Below are 17,137 nucleotides of genomic sequence, written 5' to 3' on the forward strand. Positions count from 1 at the left end.
GGGCGGCTTATCGCGGCCGCCCCGGCCTGTCACGGCAGGTATTTCATCGTGCCGCGCTTGCCGGCCAGCAGATCGGCATTTTTCAGCACCGACTTGCGGATGAACTCCCACAGCACGGTCACGCGTTTGAGTTTGCGCAGGTCTTCATGGCAGTACATCCAGAATGAGCGCGTGATCGCGATCTCGTTCTCGAGTACGGGTTTGAGCCTGGGGTCCTGAGCGGCGATGAAGCATGGCAGGATGGCCAGCGACTGCCCCTGCAGCGCCGCATGGTACTGCGCCACGACGCTGGTGCTGCGCAACACCACCTTGCTGGCGGGCAGCAGGTCTTCCAGATAGCGCAGGCGCTCGCTGAACAGAAGTTCGTCCACGTAGCCGATGAACGTGTGGTCCGCCAGGTCCGCGCGGCCCGTGATCGGCGCATGGCGTGCAAGATAGCCGGGCGTGCCGTACAGGCGCAGCGTGTAATCGCACAGCTTGCTGCACACGTAGGGGCCGCGCTGAGGCCGTTCGATGGTGATGGCCAGGTCGGCCTCCCGCTTGGACAGGCTGACAAAGCGCGGCACCGGCAGGATGTCCAAGGTGATGTGCGGGTAGCGCCGCTGGAAGTCCGCTGCCAGCGGCGTCAGCACGTAGCTGCCGAAGCCCTCCGTGGCGCCGATGCGCAAATGGCCCGACAGCGCCTGCCCGATGCCGGACAGGTTTTCGCGGGCGGTGTGCACCACGCTTTCCATTTGCTCGGCATGCACGAACAGGCGCTGGCCGTCATCGGTCAGCACGAATCCGGCGCTGCGCGACTTCTCGAACAGCAGCGTGTCCAGCTCGGCTTCCAGCGCGCGGATGCGGCGCGAAACGGTGGTGTGTTCGACGCCAAGCTTGCGCGCCGCCGCGCTGACTCGCTGGGTGCGGGCCACTTCCAGGAAATAACGCAGGCTGTCCCAATCAAGCACGATCCGGCTCTCCGGCCCCCGCGAAACCGCGCGCGGCGGGCAAATTCTTGCTGTGCATGAATGCACAAGGAATGTGCATTTCTAGTGTTGCTTGTTGATTTTCACACATCTACACTGGGCTGGCAGGCCTTGGGCTATGCCCTGGGACCGCGGGCCGCGAAGACGGCGCCAAAACGCTAGAACTCAGCGCATAAAACTCAGGAGACAAATCCATGAAATTGCACGCACGCGGAATGGCCGCAGGCTTGTGTCTGGGCGCCGCATTGGTGAGCCAGGCTCACGCGGCGGATAAGCCGCCGGTGAAGATCGGCATTCTGACCGATATGTCCGGCACCTATGCCGGCATGGGGGGCGCGGGCTCGGTGGCGGCGGCGCAACTTGCCATCGACGACTGCCTGGCCGCGGAATGCAAAGGCATGAAGATCGAACTGGTGTCCGCCGACAACCAGAACAAGGCGGATGTCGGGGCGGCAAAGGCGCGCGAATGGTTTGACCGCGACGGCGTCACCGCCATCGCCGACCTGACCAATTCCGCCGTGGCGCTGGCGGTGCAAGGCATCGCCCGCGAAAAGAACAAGGTCGTGATGTTCTCCGGCCCGGCCACCACGGCATTGACCAACAAGGAATGCTCGCCCGTCGGCTTTCACTGGATGTTCGACACGTATTCGCAGTCCGCCGGCGGCGCCAAGGCCACCGTGCGCGCGGGCGGCAAGTCCTGGTTCTTCATCACCGTGGACTATGCCTTCGGCCACTCGCTGGAAGCCGACACGGTCAAGGCCGTGCAGGCGCTGGGCGGCACCGTTGCCGGCAGCGTCCGCCACCCCCTCAATGCGCCCGACTTCGCCTCTTATCTGTTGCAGGCGCAGAGCTCCAAAGCGCAGGTGGTGGCCTTGGCCAACGGCGGGCAGGACACGGTCAATGCCGTCAAGCAGGCGCGCGAGTTCGGCATCGTGGCCGGCGGCCAGCGGCTGGTGTCCTTGTTGATCTTCCTGTCCGACCTGCGTGCGCTTGGACTGGAAAACGCCCAGGGGCTGTCCTATGTGGACGGCTTCTACTGGGATTACGACGACGCGTCGCGGCAATGGGCCACGCGCTTCGAAAAGGCCTTCCGCGGCCTGAAGCCCACGATGACGCAGGCGGGCGTGTATTCGAGCGTGCTGCATTACCTGCGTTCGGTTGCCGCGTCCAGCAGCACCGACGGCAAGGTCGTGGCCGACAAGATGCGGGAGCTGCCCATCAAGGATCCGGTCATGCGCAATGCGTCTATCCGCCCCGACGGCCGCGTGATCCACGACATGTATCTGTACGAAGTGAAGAAGCCCGCGGAGTCCAAGGGTGGCTGGGACTATTCCAAGCTGGTGGCCACCATTCCGGCGGCCGAAGCCTTCCAGCCCCTGTCCGATTCCTTGTGCCCGCTGGTGAAGAAATAAGCCGGGTCCGGCGACCCGCCGGCGTCTGCGGATTCCGGTCCGGCGGCGCGCCGCAGTATCCAAGAACGCGGAACACCATCCGCATCGACTACGCAGTGTGAGGAGCATCAAAATGAGTGAAGTCCCGCGCGTTCCGCTATTGATCGGCGGCAAGCTAGTGCAGTCCAAAACCACCGAATGGCGAGACGTGATCAACCCCGCCACCCAGGAAGTCGTTGCCAAGGTCCCCTTCGCCACGCGCGAAGAGCTGGACCTGGCCGTGTCCAACGCCAAGGAGGCTTTCAAGACCTGGCGCAACAGCGGGCAGGGCGCGCGGATGCGCGTCATGCTGAAGTTCCAGGAGCTGCTGCGCGCCAACACCGGCAAGCTGGCCGAGATGATCACCCGTGAGCACGGCAAGACGCTGCCGGACGCCGAGGGCGAAATCGGCCGCGGCCTGGAAGTGGTCGAACATGCGTGCTCGATCGCGAACCTGCAACTGGGCGAATACGCTGAAAACGCCGCGTCCGGCATCGACGTCTACACCCTGATCCAGCCGCTGGGCGTGTGTGCGGGCATCACCGCGTTCAATTTCCCGGTGATGCTGCCTTGCTTCATGTTCCCGATCGCCGTGGCCTGCGGCAACAGCTTCGTGCTGAAGCCGTCCGAACAGGATCCGACCGCGTCGCTGTTCCTGGCTCAGTTGGCCCTGGAGGCCGGTTTGCCCCCGGGCGTGCTGAACGTGGTGCATGGCGGTCCGGAAACGGCCAACGGCCTGTGCGAGCACCCGGACATCAAGGCGGTGTCGTTCATCGGTTCCACCCGGGTGGGCACCGAGATCTACAACCGCGCGTCGGCCGCGGGCAAGCGCTGCCAGTCGATGATGGGCGCCAAGAACCACTGCGTGATCCTGCCGGATGCCGATCCGGAAGTCGCGCTCAACCAGCTCGTGGGCGCGGCTTTCGGCGCTGCCGGCCAGCGCTGCATGGCCTCGTCCGTTGCCGTGCTGGTGGGCGACGCACGCAATTGGCTGCCTGATTTCGTCGAACGCTCCAGAAAGCTCAAGGTCAATTCCGGCACCGACCGGGAAGCCGATCTGGGCCCGCTGGTCTCGCCCAATGCCAAGAAGCGGGTCGAGAGCCTGATCCAGAAGGGCGTGGACGAAGGCGCCAAGCTGCTGCTGGACGGCCGCAACCTGAAAGTGTCGGGCTTCGAGCAAGGCAACTTCGTGGGCCCGACGATTTTCGACGGCGTGAGCGAAGACATGACCATCTACACCGAAGAAATCTTCGGTCCGGTCCTGTGCTGCGTCGGCGTCGAAACGCTGGAAGACGCGGTGGCCTTCATCAACCGCAATCCCAACGGCAACGGCGTGGCGCTGTTCACCCAGGACGGCGGCGCGGCGCGCTACTTCCAGAACAACATCGACGTGGGGCAGGTGGGCATCAACGTGCCGATTCCGGTGCCGGTGGCGTGGTTCAGCTTCACGGGTTCCAGGGGGTCCAAGCTGGGCGACCTGGGCCCCAACGGCAAGCAGGCTGTCCAGTTCTGGACGCAGACCAAGACCGTCACGGCTCGCTGGTCCGCGCACGCCAAGACCGTCAACACCACGATCTCGATGCGCTGAAAGGGGGACGCCTTGTTCTTAAGCTTATACGAATAATTCATATAACAAGGCGTTCTTATTACTTATAATTGGCCCGTCTATCAGGGGCCAATTAATGAACCTCCAGCAATTTCGTTTCGTGCGCGAAACCATCCGGCGCGACTTCAATCTGACCGAAGCCGCCCGGATGCTCTATACCTCGCAGCCGGGGGTGTCCAAGGCGATCATCGAGTTCGAAGATGAGCTGGGCATCAAGATCTTCGAACGGCATGGCAAGCGCATCAAGGGCCTGACCAAGCCCGGCCTGGCCGTGTCGCAAGTCATCGACCGCATCATGCGCGAGGTGGACAACCTGAAAAAGGTAAGCGACGAGTTCGCGCGCCGCGACGAGGGCGGCCTGGTGATCGCCTGCACGCACACCCAGGCGCGCTATCTGCTGCCCCGCGTGATTCCCGCGTTCCGCAAGCAGTTCCCCAAGGTCCACCTGTCGCTGGCCGAGGGCAGCCCCGCGCAGCTTGCCGAAATGGTGCTGCATGAGCAGGCCGACCTGGCGCTGGCCACCGAATCGCTGGCCCTGACCCCGGGCCTGGCAACCTTGCCCGTCTACGCCTGGGAACACACCGTGGTGGTGCGGCCGGACCATCCCCTGGCCGAACTGACTTCCAGCGCCGCCAAGCGGCTGTCGCTGGCGCAGTTGGCCGAGTATCCGATCGTGACCTATGACCGCGCCTTTACCGGCCGCAGCACGATCGACGAGATCTTCGCCAACCAGGGAATACATCCGGACATCGTGCTGGAGGCCATCGACGCCGACGTGATCAAGACCTACGTGGACGTGGGCCTGGGTATCGGCATCATCGCCGGCGTGGCGTATGACCCGCGCCGCGACGCCAATCTGGTCGGGCTGCCAGTGGGCCACCTGTTCGGCACGCACACGACGCGCGTGGGCGTGAAGTCGGGGGTGTTCCTGCGTGACTATGTGTACACCTTCCTGGAGATGCTGGCGCCGTCCCTGACGCGCGCCGTGGTCACCGAGGCCGTGCAAGGACCGCCCAAGTAAGCCGGCATCCCACTCAGCCGGCGTTCAACATCCTGGCGAAAAGCGCGCTGCCCCTTGGGCGGCGCGTTTTTTTTTGAGGTCATGGGCAGGAGGCTCGCTATCCCTTTCCCCAAGCTCATAAAAATAATTAAATAAGAACGTATCTCATTTAAGTTGACTAAAAAATAGGAATCATTATCATTACATCCAGTCTCAACGACCCAGTGAGGTTCATCATGACGGCAGGATTAAGTGCAGTGGTAGTGGGCGCCGACCGCCTTGGCAACATCCCCGATCTGCTCAAGGGGCACAATATCTCGATCACGCACCACATCAGTGGACGCGATCCCTCGCACCAAAAGAAGACGCTGCAATTGCCTTCGGGCACCCAACTGGTCATTTTGCTGACCGACTTCCTGGGGCACAACGTCATGAAGACCTTCCGCAACGCGGCGCAGCGCGGCGGCATCCGGGTCGTGGCGTGTCGCCGTTCGGTGTGCAGCATGCAGCAGGCCCTGCAGCAGTGCGGTCTGTGCCCGCGCGCAGGCACGGTTCACTGAGCGGGCGTCCTGCCGCGCCAATACGGATAACTGGGGAGGCCGACACGGCCTGCGGCCCAAACGCCGCGAAGAGAAATAAAAATGCCGCCGGACGGGAAAGTCCGGCGGCATTTTTGCATTCTGGGGATGGCGCGGGGTGTTGGCGCCGTGCGAATATCTTGAGGAAGGGCGGGTCAGTTTGCCGCGCGGGCCGATGCCATCAGGCTGTTGTCGAGGCGGCGTGCGCCGTTGTAGCGCTTGGACCAGTAGGCCATGGTCATGTTTTCCACACGGACCACGCCGCCGCTGCTGGGCGAATGCACGAAGCGGTCGTCGCCCAGATAGATGCCCACATGCGAGAAGCGGCGGCCCATCGTGTTGAAGAAGACCAGGTCGCCGGCCTTCAATTCGTTCTTGGTGATGGAGGTGCCTTGCTGGGCGATGGCGGCGGCGTTGCGGGGCAGCTTCAGGCCCAGCGAGCGTTCCGCGGAATAGGCGACCAGGCCGCTGCAGTCGAACCCGGTGTCGGGGGAATTGCCGCCGAAGCGGTAGCGGATGCCCAGATAATTCAGGGCTTCGCTGACCATGGCGTGGTCGCTGTCGACGCCCGAGTGGGTGCGTTGGCGTTCGCGCTTGAATTTCTGCACCACCAGAAGACCGATGGGATCATCGGAGGTGGCAACCCATTCCATTTCGTACGGATCGATCTCGGACGAATGGGCGATTGACTTTTGATTAGTGCCCGCACAACCTGCCAAACCCGCAACGCACGCGGTCAGCGCGAGCATACGCAGACCACGCTTTGCCTGGTCAACGGATGAATTGAATCGCGCGATTATGGAGTGTCGATGCATTCGCCTGGGGATGACTTGCCGATGACAGCAAAAACCACGGCAATCGCCGCGGATGTGGCTGAGATGTCAGCAAAATCAACAATTTTGTGCAACTTCGCGGGGATTCTACCAAACTTTTAAGGCCGATTCATGACGTAACGGCCCTAAATATCCATGCAGCGTGGACATCGGGAAGAATTTTTTGACTTGCGGCAAGCCTCGTGCAAGGTTTGCCTACCAGAATGACCGAAAAGATTCGAAAAGAACGCAATCAGCCTTAAGGCCTATGAACAATACCAGGAGACAAAAATGCAAAAAACCCGGGATTTCCATTACCGATCGGTACATGACCGCGATGCATTCTGGCGCGAAGAGGCCAGCCGCATCCATTGGGAAACGCCTTTCGAGTCTGTCCTGGATTTCTCGCGCCCGCCATTCGCCAAGTGGTTCGTAGGCGGGCGCACCAACCTTTGCTACAACGCCGTCGACCGCTGGCTGCCGACGCAGGCCGACCATCCCGCCCTGATCTGGGTGTCCACCGAAGTGGACCGCGAGCATGTCTACACGCGCCAGGACGTCTATGACGAGGTCAATGCCGCCGCCGCCATGCTGCGCGAACTCGGGGTGGAGCGCGGCGACCGCGTGCTGCTCTATATGCCCATGGTGCCGGAAGCGGTGTTCACGATGCTGGCCTGCGCGCGGATCGGCGCGGTGCACTCGGTAGTGTTCGGCGGCTTCGCCTCCGTGAACCTGGCCCAGCGCATCGATGACGCGGCGCCCAAGGTGGTGGTGTGCACGGATGGCGGCTCGCGCGGCGGCAAGGTGGTGCCGTACAAACCGCTGCTGGACCGCGCGCTGGCCCTGGCCAAGACGCCGCCGGCCTCGGTGGTGGTGTTCGACCGCGGCCTGGCGCCGTTCGAACCCGTAGCCGGGCGCGACCTGGACTACGCCACCCTGCGCGAACGCCATCGCGGCACCCACGTTCCCATCGAGTGGCTGGAGTCGTCGGAGCCCAGCTACATCCTCTATACCTCGGGCACGACGGGCCGCCCCAAAGGCGTGCAGCGCGACACGGGCGGCTACGCGGTGGCGCTGGCCTCGTCCATGGAATACCTGTTCAACGGCCGCGCCGGCGACACCTATTTCTGCACCAGCGACATCGGCTGGGTGGTGGGGCATTCCTATATCGTCTATGGGCCCCTGATCGGCGGGCAGGCGACCGTCCTGTATGAAGGAACGCCGGTGCGCCCCGACGGCGCCATCCTGTGGAAGCTGGTGGAGCAGTTCGGGGTGAACACCCTGTTCTCGGCGCCCACGGCGGTGCGCGTGCTCAAGCGCCAGGATCCGGCGCTGCTCAAGCAGCACGACCTGTCCTCCCTGCGCGCGGTCTACCTGGCGGGCGAGCCGCTGGACGAGCCGACGGCCAAATGGATTTCCGAGGGGCTGGGCAAGCCCATCATCGACAACTACTGGCAGACCGAATCGGGCTGGCCGATCCTGTCGGCGCAGCCGGGCGTGGAGAACGTGCCCACCCGCTTCGGCAGCCCGTCGTTCCCGGTCTACGGCTTCGATGCGCGCATCGTCAGCGAATCCACCGGCGAGGATCTGGGTCCGGACGAAAAGGGGGTGGTCGCCATCGTGCCGCCGTTGCCGCCCGGCGCGATGTCCACCATCTGGGGCGACGACGAGCGTTTCGTCCAGACCTACTTCACGTCCATTCCCGGGCGGGAGGTGTACTCCACGTTCGATTGGGGGCTGGTGGACGCGGACGGCTACTGGTTCATCCTGGGCCGCACGGACGATGTGATCAACGTGGCCGGCCACCGGCTGGGCACCCGCGAGATCGAGGAATCGGTCAATAGCCACAGCGGGATCGCGGAATGCGCGGTGGTGGGCGTGGCCGACGCGCTCAAGGGGCAGGTCGCGATGGCCTTCGCCGTGCTGAAGAATCCCGCCGCGGCCGATACGCCGGAAGGGGCAAAGCAGCTGGAAGGCGATATCATGCGGCTGGTGGAAGATCAGCTTGGCGCCGTGGCAAGGCCAGCCAGGATCCGGTTCGTGGGCGCCTTGCCCAAGACCCGTTCCGGCAAAGTGCTGCGCCGCGCGATCGTCGCGGTATGCGAAGCGCGCGATCCCGGCGACCTGACCACCATGGAAGACCCTAACGCCCTCGAACAGATCAAGGAGTCACTGCAATGAAAACCAAACCCGTGCTGAGCGCCGAAGACGTCAAGAAGATTCTGGCCGCGGCCGAAGCACACGCCTTGCAGAACAAGTGGGCCGTCACCATCGCCGTGACCGACGACGGCGGCCATCTGCTGGGCATGCTGCGCCTGGACGACGCGGCCCCCATCTCGTCGCACATTGCGCCCGCCAAGGCCAAGACCGCCGCGCTGGGCCGCCGCGAATCGCGCATCTACGAAGAGATCATCAACAACGGCCGCTATTCGTTCCTGTCGGCGCCGCTGATCGAAGGCATGCTTGAAGGCGGCGTGCCCGTCGTGGCCGACGGCCAGGTCGTGGGCGCGGTGGGCGTGTCGGGCGTGAAGTCCACCGAAGACGTGCAGATCGCGCAAGCAGGCATCGCCGCGCTGGGCCTATGAGCCAGGCGCTGCCGCCGGAAACGCCCGCCGGCGTTTCCGGACCGAACGCCGGTTCGGGGGACGCCGGTCCCCTGAACCCCGGCGTGACCAAGCGCGAAGTCTGGGCCTGGGCCATGTACGACTTCGCGAACTCCGGCTACACCACCGTGATCCTCACGGCGGTGTTCAGCACCTATTTCGTCGGCGTGGTCGGCGGGCGCGCCCCGTGGGCCACGCTGGCATGGACCGCGGCGCTATCGCTGTCCTATCTGCTCATCATGCTGACCATGCCCACGCTGGGCGCCCGCGCCGACGCGCGCGCGGGCAAGCGCCGCCTGCTCTACACGAGCACGGTGGGCTGCGTGGCGGCCACCCTGGTCCTGACGCAGGCCGGACCCGGCGACGTATGGCTGGCGCTGGCCGCCATCGTCGTGTCGAACTACTGCTATTGCGTGGGCGAATCCGTGGTCGCGGCCTTCCTGCCGGAGCTTGCCAAGCCCGCGGCGCTGGGGCGCGTGTCCGGCTGGGGCTGGAGCTTCGGCTATTGCGGCGGCATGCTCACGCTGGGCCTGTCGCTGGTCGTGGTGACGCTGGCCGAAGCGCGTGGCGCCACGGCCGAGCACTTCGTGCCCTGGGTCATCGTCGTCACCTGCGCGGTGTTTGCGCTGGCGGCGCTGCCGTCCTTCTTCCTGCTGCGCGAGCGCGCCCGGCCGCGGGCGGGCAAGCAAGAAGCGCTGCACATGCTCAAGCGCCTGGCCTATGCCTGGCGCGAGACCGGGCGGCACTTCCCCGAATTCCGCCGCCTGCTCATGTGCATTGCCTGCTACCAGGCCGGCATCTCCGTCGTGATCACGCTGGCGGCGGTCTATGCATCGGAAGTCATGGGCTTCACCACGCCGCAGATCATGCTGCTGGTGTTCACCGTGAACATCGGCGCGGCGGCGGGCGCGTTCTCGTTCGGCTATGTGCAGGACCGCATCGGCCACAAGCCGGCGCTGGCCATCACCCTGGCCGGCTGGATCGTGATGGTGCTGGTGGCCTATGCGGCCGTGACCGCGCCGGTGTTCTGGATCGCCGCTACGCTGGCCGGGCTCTGCATGGGCACGACCCAGAGCGCGGGCCGGGCGATGACGGGCGCGCTGGCGCCCGCCGGACGCCTGGCCGAGTTCTATTCGCTGTGGACCTTCGCCGTGCAGCTTGCCGCGGTGATCGGTCCGCTGACCTATGGCCTGGTGACCTGGGCCACGCACGGCAACCACCGCCTGGCCATTCTTGTCACCGGCCTGTTCTTCGTGGGCGGACTGGTTCTGCTGTCGCGCGTGGACATGAAAGGCGGCCTGGCACGCCGGACCGCCTGAAGGCGGTATACGCCAGGCTCGAGGCGGCTGCTATCCTTATGGACTGCCCCGCGCCGCCGCATCGATACCGCGGCGGCGCGCGGATTACCCGCAGTGTTTTTGCACTGTGTGCTTTTGCGTAGTTTGCTTGTGCGTGCTGTCTTGTCGACGCCTTTCGGCGTTTTCTTGCCCTGGTCCGGCGCCGTCCGGCCGTTGCGCACTTCGCGGGCCCGCGGGCTCCGGCCCGCATTTTGCGTAAGGTGCCCGTAAGAGCGCGGCGATACGGTGGCGGGTGGGCAATAAAAAAGCGGCATAAACAACAGAATCACCGATTGGAGACAAAGATCATGTCGAACGCTATTGAGTCCGTACTGGTGGAAACCCGCGTCTTTCCGCCGCCCGAGCGCGCGGCGCAGGGCGCCGCGATTCCCAGCATGGATGCCTACAACGCGCTGTGCGCGCAAGTCGAAAACGACTTCGACGGATTCTGGGCCGGGCAGGCCCGCGACAACCTGCAGTGGACCAAGCCGTTCACGCAGGTCCTGGACGAATCCGACGCGCCGTTCTACCGCTGGTTCGGCGATGGCGAATTGAACGTTTCGGCCAATTGCCTGGACGTGCACCTGACCAACGGCAACGCCGACAAGACCGCCATCATCTTTGAAACCGATGACGGCAAGGTCGACAAGATCAGCTACCGCGAACTGCTGGCGCGCGTATGCCGCTTCGCCAACGGGCTGGCCGCGCTGGGCTACAAGAAGGGCGACCGCGCCATCATCTACATGCCCATGTCGATCGAAGCCGTCGTGGCCATGCAGGCTTGCGCCCGCCTGGGCGTGACGCATTCCGTGGTGTTCGGCGGCTTCTCCGCCAAGAGCCTGCAGGAGCGCATCGTGGACGTGGGCGCGTCGCTGGTCATCACCGCCGACGAGCAGGTGCGCGGCGGCAAGACCATTCCGCTCAAGCCCGCGGTGGAAGAAGCCATCGCGATGGGCGGCTGCGAGGCGATCACCAAGGTCGTCGTGTATCGCCGCACCGGCGGCAAGGTGCAATGGACCGAAGGCCGTGACCTCTGGATGCACGATGTCGAAGCCGGCCAGCCCGACACCTGCGAACCCGTGCCGGTCAACGCCGAACATCCGCTCTTCATCCTCTACACCTCCGGATCCACCGGCAAGCCCAAGGGCGTGCAGCATTCGTCGGCGGGCTACCTGCTGTGGGCGCTGCTGACGGTCAAGTGGACCTTCGACGCCCGCAAGGACGACGTCTACTGGTGCACGGCCGACGTGGGCTGGGTCACGGGCCACACCTACATCACGTACGGGCCGCTGGCGGCCGGGCTGACGCAGATCGTCTTCGAAGGCGTGCCGACCTACCCGAACGCGGGCCGCTTCTGGGACATGATCGCGCGCCACAAGGTCACCACGTTCTACACGGCGCCCACCGCGATCCGCTCGCTGATCAAGGCGGCCGAGGCCGCGCCCGAAGCCCATCCGAAGAACTACGACCTGGACAGCCTGCGCATCATCGGCACCGTGGGCGAACCCATCAATCCCGAAGCGTGGATCTGGTATCACAAGAACGTGGGCCGCGAACGCTGCCCCATCGTGGATACCTGGTGGCAGACCGAAACCGGCGGCCACATGATCACGCCGCTGCCGGGCGCCACGCCGACCAAGCCCGGTTCCTGCACGCTGCCGCTGCCGGGCATCGCCGCGGCCATCGTCGATGAGACCGGCGGCGACGTCGAAAAAGGCAATGGCGGATTCCTCGTCATCAAGCGGCCGTGGCCCGCGATGATCCGCAACATCTGGGGCGACCCCGAGCGCTTCAAGAAGAGCTATTTCCCGTCCGAACTGCGCGGCTATTACCTGGCTGGCGACGGCGCGCAGCGCGATGCGGACGGATACTTCTGGATCATGGGCCGCATCGACGACGTGCTGAATGTGTCGGGCCACCGCCTGGGCACGATGGAAGTCGAATCGGCCCTGGTGGCGCACGAGATGGTGGCGGAAGCCGCCGTCGTCGGCCGCCCGGACGACACCACCGGCGAGGCCGTCGTGGCCTTCGTGGTGCTCAAGCGTTCGCGTCCGGAAGGCGAAGAGGCGCAAGCCATCGCCAAACAGTTGCGCGACTGGGTGGCCCGGGAAATCGGCCCCATCGCCAAGCCCAAGGACATCCGCTTCGGCGACAACCTGCCCAAGACGCGTTCGGGCAAGATCATGCGCCGCTTGTTGCGCGTGGTGGCCAAGGGCGAGGAAGTCACGCAGGACGTTTCCACGCTGGAAAACCCCGCCATCCTGGATCAACTGTCCAAGCCCCTGTAAGTGCGTCCGGCCGAGCGTGGCCGGCCGTTCGCAACGCGACAGGCGCATAATGTCATACGCCCGTACCGGCATCCGGTGCGGGCGTATTTTCTTTTCATCGCCTTTTACGGAGCCACCCGTGAGCAGTAGCAGTTTCGATCGCACAGGACTTGCCCTGATGTTCAGCACCATTCTGGTCTGGGCGGGCAGTTGGATCGCGATGAAGCTGATCGTTCCTTACATCGGCCCCTTTGACTTCGTGGCCTTGCGCTACGTGACGGGCAGCCTGGTGCTGTTCGCGCTGGCGATCGCCACGCGCCGCCCGCTGGCGATGCCGCCCTGGAAACTGACGCTGCTGATCGGCCTGACGCAGACGGCCGGGTTCCAGGGATTCGTGCAGACGGCGCTGGTGTCGGGCGGCGTGGGCAAGGTGTCGCTCATGGCCTACACCATGCCGTTCTGGGTGGTCCTGTTCGCGTGGTGGCTGCTGGGCGAGCGCCCCTCTGCCCGCCATGGCCTGGGCATCGGCCTGGCCGCCATCGGGCTGATCTGCTTTGTCGAGCCCTGGAACGGCCTGGGCGACATCCGCCCCGTGCTGCTGGGCCTGGGCAGCGGGCTGTGCTGGGGCGTGGGCACCGTGCTGTCCAAGCGCATGTTCGACCGCCACGCTCCCGACGTCATGACGTTCACCGCCTGGCAGATGCTGTTTGGCGGATTGGTCATGGTGCCCGTGGCCTATCTGGTGCCGCAAATGACCGCGCAATGGGGCTGGCCCTTGTGGACCGGCATGACCTACATTGTGCTGATCGCCACCGCCGCCGGCTGGCTCCTGTGGCTGCAGGTGGTGCGCCGCGTGCCCGCGTCGATTGCCGGCCTGTCCAGCCTGGGCGTTCCCGTGGTGGCGATGCTGCTGGCATGGGCCATCCTGTCAGAGCGCCCCACGCCCGGCGAATTGGGCGGCATGGCGCTGATCCTGGCCGGTATCTGGGTGGTGAGCCGCGCCGCGCCGGCGGCAAGCACCGACTGAATTCACTGACGACCTTCTCTTTTCCTCCTAGGACTCTCCATGATCGATCTGCGTAGCGACACTGTCACCCGGCCTGGCGCCGCCATGTTGCAGGCCATGGTCAGCGCCCCGCTGGGCGACGACGTGATGGGCGACGATCCCACCGTGATTCGCCTGCAGCAAGCGCTTGCCGAGCGCACCGGCAAGGCGGCGGGCCTGTACTTTCCGTCGGGAACGCAAAGCAACCTGGCGGCGTTGATGGCGCATTGCGACCGCGGCGACGAATACCTGGTCGGCCAGCTTGCGCACACCTACAAGTACGAAGGCGGCGGGGCGGCCGTGCTGGGCAGCATCCAGCCGCAGCCGATCGAGCACGCGGAGGACGGATCGCTGCCGCTGGAGAAGCTGGCCGCGGCCCTCAAGCCCCAGGGCGATGCGCACTTCGCGCGCACCCGCCTGCTGGCGCTGGAAAACACCTTCCACGGCAAGCTGATTCCGGCAGCCTACATACAGGCTGCGACGGCCTGGGCGCGCGAACACGGACTGGCCACGCATCTGGACGGCGCGCGCGTCTTCAATGCGGCGGTCGCCAGTGGCAAGCCCGTGGCTGACCTGTGCCAGCCTTTCGATTCGGTGTCCGTCTGTTTCTCAAAGGGCCTGGGCGCGCCGGTGGGGTCGGTGCTGGTCGGCAGCGAGGATCTGATCGCCCGTGCCCATCGCTGGCGCAAGATGCTGGGCGGCGGGCTGCGCCAGTCCGGCGTGCTGGCGGCAGCCTGCCTGTACGCCCTGGAGCACAATGTGGACCGGCTGGCCGAAGACCACGAGAATGCGCGCCTGCTGGCCGAGGGCCTGCGCGGCGTGCGTGGCGTCAAGGTGCTGAGCCAGGACACCAACATGGTGTTCGTGGAGTTCGAGCCGTCCCGCTGCGAGGCGCTGACGGCCGCGTTGGCGAACGACGGAATCCTGATGCGCGCCGTGTACGGCGGCCCGACGCGGCTGGTGACGCACCTGGACGTGTCCGCCGCGGATGTGCGGCGGGTGATCGAAGCGGTGGCGCGCCACCTGGCCTGAGCGTCGCGGGCGGGCGTCAGCCGTGCCGGTCGCGGCTGTCGGCCGGCGCTTCACCGCGCTCGTTCATGCCGTAGTCGCGCAGCACCTGCGCAACGCGCAGGCGGTAGTTCTGGAACACGCCGCCGCGCCCGGCTTCCTGCGCTCGGCGGTGCGATTCCAGCCCGCGCCAGCGCTTGACGGATTCTTCATCACGCCAGAATGACAGCGACAGCAGCTTGCCCGGCGTGGACAGGCTCTGGAAGCGCTCGACGGAAATGAATCCGTCGATGGCTTTCAGCTCGTCGATCAGACCGGCGGCGATGCGCAGATAGGGATCGGGGTCGCCATGGGCGGGTTCGACTTCGAATATCACGGCGATCATGGATGGCTGTCCTCGGAAAAATGAAACTGGGGGATGCGTGCATTGGGCAGCGGGCGGTAGCGGAACCGGGCGGCCAGCGCGGCCGCATCGACGCCGGCGCCCAGCAGGTGGGTCAGCGCATCGGCGGCGTGGCGGCGCGCGGCTTCGCCGCCGGGACAGGCATGTCCTTGCGCGCCGAAGGTCCAGTCCTTCTCGGGCTGGGCCATGGCCGCAGCCGCCAGCACCAGCAGAACGGTCTGGCCGGCTTCGATGCGTTGCCCGCCAATGTCGATGCCGTCGGCCAAAAAGCGCCGGGTGTTGTGCAGCGGGGGATCGTGGCGCACGACGTCGCCCACCAGTGTCCTGGCCTCTTCGTGTGTCAACGCCGCGGTCGCGCCCCGGCGGCCGGCCAGGATGAGCGCATTGCCCAGCAGCCCCGCGCCCGCTTCGCAGGATTGGAACAGCAGCCCGGCCAGATTGGCGGCCACCATGGCCGGCGCGATGCCTGCCTGTGCCGCGCCGGCGCTCAGCCTGCGCAGCGCGGGCGGGGCGTCGGGGCCGGCCAGGTGCGATGCCAGGCGGGTCTGCAGGCGCTCGGCCGCCGCATGGCCGGCGGTGATCCGGCCGGCGCCCGCCGTCGCGGGCAGGGCGAGCAGAAAGCCGGCGATATCCGCCGCGCAATCGGCATGGAGGGCCGGGCCCAATCCCAGAAAAGCGGCCTGCGCATGCACGGGCGCGGCGCAGAGGTAACGGTCGACGGAAGCGGCGTCCAGCGGCGTAGCCGGGAGCCATGCGCGCGGGGGCGGCTGCACCAAGCCTTGCTCACGCATGAACGTCGCCAGCAAGTCCTTCAGGCGTGAATGGAGCGCGCTGTCGTTCATGCGAACGAAGCGGCCGAACAGCTCGCCCGCCGGTCCAGGGCACAAGCCCGTCGGCACGGGCTCGGCCGGGGGGCGCACGCGGGCCGCAGGGTGCCGCATGACCGCGGTGATCGTGTCCGGATGACAGGCGACCCACAGGCCCAGCATGGAGTCGCGATACAAGGGCCTGCCGCGCGCCAGCGCGCCGTAGTACGGGTACGGCGCGGGGTGGGTGACCGCGTCCAGCGGGTGATGGGGTTGCATGGGATGGCCAGTGATGGATCTGGCCGCCAGTATCCGCCACCCCCGCGCGCAACGATTCGATGGGGGCCGAACTATGCCTGCGCCGCTCCGGCCTGCGCCAGCAAGGCTGCATAGCCCAGGCGCGAATCGGGCCATTGCAGCGTCAGTCCGCTGGCGCGCAGGCGGGCGTTGCTGAGCTTCTTGCTGCCGATATTGGCGGGCGCGGGTGCTTCGCGCGGCGCGGGGGCGCCGATCAGCCTTGCCAGGTCGGCATACAGCGTGTGCAGGGGCAGGGGCGTGTCGTCGCAGCCGATATACACAGGGTCCACCTCGGGCAGCAGCGCAAGGTGGACCACAGCGGCGGCGGCGTCGTCGATGTGGATGCGGTTGGCCCAATGCTCGGGCCGGACCGGTGCGCCGGCTGCGCCGCTGCGCAGCCGTTCGATCAACTGCAGCCTGCCGGGACCATACAGCCCGGCCAGCCGCAGCGCGGTCGACGACACCGGCTGGGCCGCCAGCGCCGCTTCGGCCTCCAGCAGCACGCGGCCATTGAAGCCCTGCGGCGCGGGCGGCGTGGCTTCGGTGACCCAGTCGCCATGGTGTTCTCCGTACACCGCGCTGGACGAAACGAACACGATCCGCTTGAGCCGGGAGGCGTCCAGCGCCTGCAGCACGTTTCTCAAGCCGTCCACGAATACGCCGCGATAGACATCGGGATCGCGCGCGCCCGGCGCGGGCAGATGGATCAGCCGGGTCACGCCTTGCGGCAGGGCAGGCAGCGAGTCTGCGCGGGTGATGTCGCCTTGCAGCCACTGTATGCCGCTGGCGTCGTCCGCAGGCGGGTGGCGGCGCAGGGCATGGACGTCATCGCCCCGCGCCAGGAAGCGCCGCGCCACGCGCTGGCCCAGGTCGCCGCAGCCGATGAGAAGTACGCGTTCGGTCATGGTGTCGTTTCCTGTGGTCGGAAAAAAGGCGCCCCGAGGGGCGCCTCTTTGGACGGGCGCTGCCGCCCGGCC

The 17,137-nt window shown here is 66.0% G+C and carries 15 protein-coding genes; 10 read left to right on the forward strand and 5 right to left on the reverse strand.

The window, feature by feature from the left end:
* Positions 1–29 precede the first annotated feature (29 nt).
* The gene (locus ASE30_RS13440; protein ID WP_057284801.1) at positions 30–950 is read right to left on the reverse strand and encodes a LysR family transcriptional regulator; all 921 of its coding nucleotides are present in this window, start codon (positions 948–950) and stop codon (positions 30–32) included.
* A 212-nt stretch (positions 951–1,162) separates the two neighbouring features.
* On the opposite strand from ASE30_RS13440, the gene ASE30_RS13445 reads away from it, so the two are divergent.
* The 4 genes from ASE30_RS13445 to ASE30_RS13460 all read left to right on the forward strand — a co-directional run bounded on the left by ASE30_RS13445 (position 1,163) and on the right by ASE30_RS13460 (position 5,564).
* Positions 1,163–2,380, forward strand: a complete 1,218-nt coding sequence (locus ASE30_RS13445) for an ABC transporter substrate-binding protein (protein WP_057284802.1) — start codon at positions 1,163–1,165, stop codon at positions 2,378–2,380.
* A 112-nt stretch (positions 2,381–2,492) separates the two neighbouring features.
* A complete protein-coding gene (locus tag ASE30_RS13450) occupies positions 2,493–3,986 on the forward strand; it encodes a CoA-acylating methylmalonate-semialdehyde dehydrogenase (RefSeq protein ID WP_057284803.1) in 1,494 nt (497 codons plus the stop codon).
* Between the two features lie 94 nt (positions 3,987–4,080).
* Positions 4,081–5,025, forward strand: a complete 945-nt coding sequence (locus ASE30_RS13455) for a CysB family HTH-type transcriptional regulator (RefSeq protein WP_057284804.1) — start codon at positions 4,081–4,083, stop codon at positions 5,023–5,025.
* A gap of 215 nt (positions 5,026–5,240) precedes the next feature.
* On the forward strand, positions 5,241–5,564 hold the full coding sequence (locus ASE30_RS13460) for a DUF2325 domain-containing protein (RefSeq protein WP_035212827.1): 324 nt from the start codon (positions 5,241–5,243) through the stop codon (positions 5,562–5,564).
* Between the two features lie 173 nt (positions 5,565–5,737).
* Here ASE30_RS13460 and ASE30_RS13465 read toward each other — a convergent pair whose 3' ends face one another.
* Positions 5,738–6,397 carry a C40 family peptidase gene (locus tag ASE30_RS13465; RefSeq protein ID WP_057284805.1) on the reverse strand — a complete coding sequence of 220 codons (660 nt, stop codon included), beginning with the start codon at positions 6,395–6,397 and terminating at the stop codon, positions 5,738–5,740.
* Positions 6,398–6,646: 249 nt separating this feature from the next.
* Here ASE30_RS13465 and ASE30_RS13470 point away from each other — a divergent pair, with 249 nt between their 5' ends.
* The 6 genes from ASE30_RS13470 (at position 6,647) to ltaE (ending at position 14,678) form a co-directional block, all read left to right on the forward strand.
* On the forward strand, positions 6,647–8,575 hold the full coding sequence (locus ASE30_RS13470; RefSeq protein ID WP_255366980.1) for a propionate--CoA ligase: 1,929 nt from the start codon (positions 6,647–6,649) through the stop codon (positions 8,573–8,575).
* Positions 8,572–8,979, forward strand: a complete 408-nt coding sequence (locus tag ASE30_RS13475) for a heme-binding protein (protein ID WP_057284807.1) — start codon at positions 8,572–8,574, stop codon at positions 8,977–8,979. Before ASE30_RS13470 ends, ASE30_RS13475 begins: the two co-directional genes overlap by 4 nt.
* Positions 8,976–10,316, forward strand: coding sequence for an MFS transporter (locus tag ASE30_RS13480; RefSeq protein ID WP_057284808.1), 1,341 nt, complete (start codon positions 8,976–8,978; stop codon positions 10,314–10,316). Before ASE30_RS13475 ends, ASE30_RS13480 begins: the two co-directional genes overlap by 4 nt.
* Before the next feature lie 326 nt (positions 10,317–10,642).
* Positions 10,643–12,622, forward strand: coding sequence for an acetate--CoA ligase (gene acs / locus ASE30_RS13485; protein WP_057284809.1), 1,980 nt, complete (start codon positions 10,643–10,645; stop codon positions 12,620–12,622).
* 118 nt (positions 12,623–12,740) lie between these two features.
* Positions 12,741–13,628 carry a DMT family transporter gene (locus ASE30_RS13490; RefSeq protein ID WP_156407639.1) on the forward strand — a complete coding sequence of 296 codons (888 nt, stop codon included), beginning with the start codon at positions 12,741–12,743 and terminating at the stop codon, positions 13,626–13,628.
* Between the two features lie 39 nt (positions 13,629–13,667).
* A complete protein-coding gene (gene ltaE, locus ASE30_RS13495; protein ID WP_057284811.1) occupies positions 13,668–14,678 on the forward strand; it encodes a low-specificity L-threonine aldolase in 1,011 nt (336 codons plus the stop codon).
* A 16-nt stretch (positions 14,679–14,694) separates the two neighbouring features.
* On the opposite strand, the gene ASE30_RS13500 is transcribed toward ltaE, so the two are convergent.
* From ASE30_RS13500 to ASE30_RS13510, 3 genes are all read right to left on the reverse strand, one after another.
* Positions 14,695–15,039, reverse strand: coding sequence for an antibiotic biosynthesis monooxygenase (locus tag ASE30_RS13500; protein WP_057284812.1), 345 nt, complete (start codon positions 15,037–15,039; stop codon positions 14,695–14,697).
* Complete coding sequence (locus tag ASE30_RS13505) at positions 15,036–16,142, reverse strand: cytochrome (protein ID WP_082601575.1); 1,107 nt, start codon at positions 16,140–16,142, stop codon at positions 15,036–15,038. Before ASE30_RS13505 ends, ASE30_RS13500 begins: the two co-directional genes overlap by 4 nt.
* 71 nt (positions 16,143–16,213) lie before the next feature.
* Positions 16,214–17,065 (reverse strand): NAD-dependent epimerase/dehydratase family protein, encoded by an 852-nt coding sequence (locus ASE30_RS13510; protein WP_057284813.1) that lies wholly within the window; start codon positions 17,063–17,065, stop codon positions 16,214–16,216.
* Positions 17,066–17,137: the final 72 nt, after the last annotated feature.

The organism is Achromobacter sp. Root83, from assembly GCF_001428845.1.
Taxonomy (GTDB): Bacteria; Pseudomonadota; Gammaproteobacteria; order Burkholderiales; family Burkholderiaceae_B; genus Achromobacter.

What these genes read in the sequence shown, in the direction of transcription:
- ASE30_RS13445 (WP_057284802.1), top strand. Translation starts at nt 1,163, where the DNA reads ATGAAATTGCACGCACGCGGAATGGCCGCAGGCTTGTGTCTGGGCGCC.
- ASE30_RS13450 (WP_057284803.1), top strand. Translation starts at nt 2,493, where the DNA reads ATGAGTGAAGTCCCGCGCGTTCCGCTATTGATCGGCGGCAAGCTAGTG.
- ASE30_RS13455 (WP_057284804.1), top strand. Translation starts at nt 4,081, where the DNA reads ATGAACCTCCAGCAATTTCGTTTCGTGCGCGAAACCATCCGGCGCGAC.
- ASE30_RS13460 (WP_035212827.1), top strand. Translation starts at nt 5,241, where the DNA reads ATGACGGCAGGATTAAGTGCAGTGGTAGTGGGCGCCGACCGCCTTGGC.
- ASE30_RS13465 (WP_057284805.1), bottom strand. Translation starts at nt 6,397, where the DNA reads ATGCATCGACACTCCATAATCGCGCGATTCAATTCATCCGTTGACCAG.
- ASE30_RS13475 (WP_057284807.1), top strand. Translation starts at nt 8,572, where the DNA reads ATGAAAACCAAACCCGTGCTGAGCGCCGAAGACGTCAAGAAGATTCTG.
- ASE30_RS13480 (WP_057284808.1), top strand. Translation starts at nt 8,976, where the DNA reads ATGAGCCAGGCGCTGCCGCCGGAAACGCCCGCCGGCGTTTCCGGACCG.
- acs (WP_057284809.1), top strand. Translation starts at nt 10,643, where the DNA reads ATGTCGAACGCTATTGAGTCCGTACTGGTGGAAACCCGCGTCTTTCCG.
- ltaE (WP_057284811.1), top strand. Translation starts at nt 13,668, where the DNA reads ATGATCGATCTGCGTAGCGACACTGTCACCCGGCCTGGCGCCGCCATG.
- ASE30_RS13500 (WP_057284812.1), bottom strand. Translation starts at nt 15,039, where the DNA reads ATGATCGCCGTGATATTCGAAGTCGAACCCGCCCATGGCGACCCCGAT.
- ASE30_RS13505 (WP_082601575.1), bottom strand. Translation starts at nt 16,142, where the DNA reads ATGCAACCCCATCACCCGCTGGACGCGGTCACCCACCCCGCGCCGTAC.
- ASE30_RS13510 (WP_057284813.1), bottom strand. Translation starts at nt 17,065, where the DNA reads ATGACCGAACGCGTACTTCTCATCGGCTGCGGCGACCTGGGCCAGCGC.